Source organism: Cohaesibacter sp. CAU 1516, assembly GCF_005771485.1.
Lineage (GTDB): Bacteria > Pseudomonadota > Alphaproteobacteria > Rhizobiales > Cohaesibacteraceae > Cohaesibacter > Cohaesibacter intestini.
The window spans coordinates 1-2,935 of record NZ_VANT01000027.1 but is presented as its reverse complement, the minus strand read 5'-3'; the positions used below and the strand labels follow the sequence as shown (position 1 = coordinate 2,935).

4 protein-coding genes are annotated in these 2,935 nt (G+C 52.0%); all 4 read left to right on the top strand.

The features are described from left to right. The coding region (locus FDK21_RS20740; protein WP_171022239.1) for a hypothetical protein at positions 1-325 on the top strand (325 nt) is incomplete at its 5' end. A gap of 43 nt (positions 326-368) precedes the next feature. After that, on the top strand, positions 369-983 hold the full coding sequence (locus tag FDK21_RS20355) for a cytochrome c (RefSeq protein ID WP_138150692.1): 615 nt from the start codon (positions 369-371) through the stop codon (positions 981-983). A gap of 2 nt (positions 984-985) precedes the next feature. Further along, positions 986-1,876, top strand: coding sequence for a cytochrome c (locus tag FDK21_RS20350; protein WP_138150691.1), 891 nt, complete (start codon positions 986-988; stop codon positions 1,874-1,876). A gap of 1 nt (position 1,877) precedes the next feature. Next, positions 1,878-2,935, top strand: a 1,058-nt coding sequence (locus FDK21_RS20345; protein WP_246657646.1) for a multicopper oxidase family protein, incomplete at its 3' end; no start/stop codon positions are given.

Genomic DNA, 2,935 nt, shown 5'->3' with positions numbered 1-2,935 from the left:
ATTTGTGCTGATCTACTTCAGCATGATCTCTCTTGCTTATGCTGGAGGCAGTTTTACTCATGGCCATGAATTAATAGACAATGGCGATAGCTATCAAGCCGAGCATAGTCATATAGATCAGCAAGATGTCGATCAGGCTCATGATCACGATCCTGATGTGTCTATCGACAACACATCCCTTCATTGCGGAGCCATGATACTGACTTTGCTAACGGCGCCGGCAGCATTGCCCGCACTGGCTGAGGCAGACAAATTGCCATCTTTGATGTCTGATCTGATCGCTATTGTTGTCTCGTTGGAACCGCCTCCGCCTCGTTTTGCTTGATTGAATTTACGATCATAAAATTTCAATCAAGAGGCACTTCATAATGAAAAAACTATTTGTTACCGCCGCCGTTGCACTTTCTGTCTCGGCGAGCATCGTCCTACCCGTCTCGGTTCTGGCCCATGGTGGGGCCACTGGCGAGATCAAAGAACGCATGGATGCCATGAGTTCGATGGGGAAAGCGGTCAAGGTTTTAAAGGACATCATGCAGGGCAAGACCGACTATGACGCAGATGCTGTTCGTAAGCAGGCCGCGATCATCAAAAGCCATGCTGGAGACGCATTGACCGACGGCTTTCCAGAAGGGTCTTTGAAAATGCCATCAGAAGCAAAGGCTGAAATTTGGACCGATTGGGAAAAGTTCAGCCAACTCGCAAGCCAGCTTGAGACTTTTGCAACCGGCCTTGAGGGTGCTGCTGACAATGGCCTTATGATGGGCAAAAACGCTGGCTCGGGCATGGGTGCCATGATGGGCAAGGGAGCTGGTTCGATGATGGGGAAACAGGCCCCCATGATGGGGAGCGGTATGGGTACCGCCAACGCCGCAGATCATATCACGCCCGAACGCCTCGCTCAAATGCCTGCAGAGGGTGTCTTCACTATGATGGTGCAGGTTTGTTCTGCCTGTCACACCGATTATAGAGCCGAGAAGAAATAGGCATGAAGAAGCCTATCCTTTTTTTGGTTGTGGCCCTGGCATTGTCCGGGGCTGCTTTCACCGCTCTTGAGCAATGGCCAATTGGCAACGAACCACAGCTGGAGGCGCTTGAAGGTGTGCCCGATCGTGGGGCCTATCTCGCCCGAATGGCTGGATGCATCGCTTGCCACACCAATGTGGCCGGTGACGGCAAACCTCTTGCTGGCGGTTTGGCATTAAAGACTGACTTTGGAACTTTTTATTCGCCTAACCTTACCACACACAAAGAGCAAGGCATTGGAGCGTGGAGCATTGATGATTTTGCCCGAGCGGTTAGGCAAGGGGTCTCGCCAGAAGGGACCCCTTACTATCCGGCGTTTCCCTATCCCTTTTATGCCAAGTTGAGTGATCAGGATATCGCAGATCTTTGGTCGGCCTTTCAGACGGTGCCCCCGGTTGCCGAACCATCGATCCCGCAAGATTTGGGATTTCCTTTCAACATTCGCGCCAGCTTAAAAATATGGCGGGGTTTGTTTCTCGATTCTACCGGCTTCAAGCCGGCAGAAGGCAAGAGCGAGATGTGGCAGAGAGGGCAGTATATCGTGGAAGGCCCGGCACACTGTGCAGCATGCCATACGCCGCGCAATATCTTGGGTGCCAGACAAGCAGAGCTTAAGCTTCGTGGAGCAGACAAGTTGCCAGATGGTGGCAAATCTCCAGCCATCACTTCACAGGCGCTCAAAAAACGCGGCTGGGACAAAGACAGCCTTGCTTATGCGCTCCGCACTGGCCTGACCCCTGACGGAGACGTGTTTGGCGGCTCAATGGGTGAAGTCGTAAGAGATGGTACCTCATTTCTGAGCCAACAAGATCGCGAAGCCATCGCTACATTTTTGCTTGATTTGGATGAATGATATGAAACTGACCCGGCGTGATTTGATCAAACGTGGCCTTGGCGCAGCAGCGTTCGGAGTAGTGCCCGCACCTTATTCCTTTGCATTGGCTCAAGATGGTTTCCTTGAAATACGGGCCATGAAATCGGAGCAAAAGATCTATGAAGGCAATGCGCCAAATTCGACACTGTGGACCTACAATGGGCGAGCGCCGGGACCGGAAATTCGGGTCAAGCAAGGCGAAAGGATCAAGGTTCGTTTCATCAATGAACTTGAGGAGCCTTCTTCTATTCATTGGCATGGCATCCGTATCGACAATGCAATGGACGGTGTCTCGGGTTTGACGCAAGAGGCCGTCAAACCGGGAGAGAGCTTTGATTATGATTTTGTAGTTCCGGATGCGGGCACCTATTGGTATCACGCGCACAATAAAAGCTGGAATCAGGTGGCGCGTGGTCTCTATGGTCCTTTGATTGTTGAAGAGCCCTACCCGACCTTCGATGCCGAACACGATCTGACATTGGTGATTGACGATTGGCGCGTCGATCGCAATGGTCAACTGGATGAACAGTCGTTTGGTGCGATGATGGACTGGAGCCACGGTGGCCGCCTTGGGAACTGGTTGACAGTCAATGGCGATAGTATGCCAGAAATTAAACTCAATGCTGGTGAAGCCTACCGCCTACGTCTGATCAATGTGTGCAACTCCCGCGTTTTGGAAATGGACTTGAACCGGCTGGGGGCAAAGGTTCTTGCCTTTGATGGGCAACCGCTTGGGCAACTCGAGGTGATTGACTATTCGCCCTATTCTTTTGGTCCGGCGCAACGGGTAGATTTGTTGGTCATCCCAAAGACGGGCAATGACTTTACCCTCGAGGAGCTATCCGGCGACACTCCGTTTCCCTATGCCCACTTCAAAGTGACAGGAAAAGGCGGAACCAAAAACACCATTCCAGTCCTCAAACCCAATGCGATACCAGCACCGGATTTGGAAAAAGCCAGCCAGCATAGGCTTCATATGACGGGTGGCGCGATGGGGCGGATTGGGAAAGTCTTCTACAAAGGCAAAGAGCTGCAGGG